Origin of the sequence: Cetobacterium somerae ATCC BAA-474, from assembly GCF_000479045.1 — a bacterium.
Taxonomy (GTDB): Bacteria; Fusobacteriota; Fusobacteriia; order Fusobacteriales; family Fusobacteriaceae; genus Cetobacterium_A; species Cetobacterium_A somerae.
Genome location: NZ_KI518106.1, coordinates 510 through 1,090, shown reverse-complemented (window position 1 = coordinate 1,090; position 581 = coordinate 510). Strand labels below are relative to the sequence as shown.

Here is a 581-nt window from a genome sequence, read left to right as displayed (position 1 = left end):
AATTTTGACTCTATACTTTTTTCAATTCTAATCTTTTTATTTTTCATTTCAGGAGTGGAATAATCGCTTTTTATTTTCTCAATTTGAGATAAAATAACTTTATTTGACTCGTTTAATCTCTCAATTTCTTTTTTAAAGAAATTTAACTCATTTTCATTACCAATTTTATGATTATAAGTTATTTCGTATTCTCTTAATTTTAAGTTGTGATAATCTAACTGTTTTTTTAATTTGCAATACTTCCCTTTAGTCAGAATATTTAAACTTGTAGTTTCTAAGTTTTCCAACTGTCTTGGAATATTTTTTAAGATCTTTTCAGCTTTTTTTATTTCATAGTTACTTTGATTAAATATATTAAACATAGTATTGAAACTATTTTTTAATTTTTCTTCTGCATAAACTTTAAATTCATTCTCTTGTATTGTTTCTTCAAATTGATCCAAATACTTTTCTAAATTAAGTTTATCATTGTTTAAATTTTTCAATAATAGATTTAAAGAATCTAATCTATTTTTTTCCATATTAAAACTGCTTAAAAGCTCATGTTCAACTTTTAAGATCTGCACATTTATTCCTTCTAA

At 21.7% G+C, this 581-nt stretch carries 1 protein-coding gene; it reads right to left on the bottom strand.

Annotation, left to right across the window (positions count from 1 at the left end):
* On the bottom strand, window positions 1-566 hold a 566-nt coding region (locus HMPREF0202_RS04110), incomplete at its 3' end, for a hypothetical protein (RefSeq protein WP_170207977.1).
* Between the last annotated feature and the right edge of the window lie 15 nt (window positions 567-581).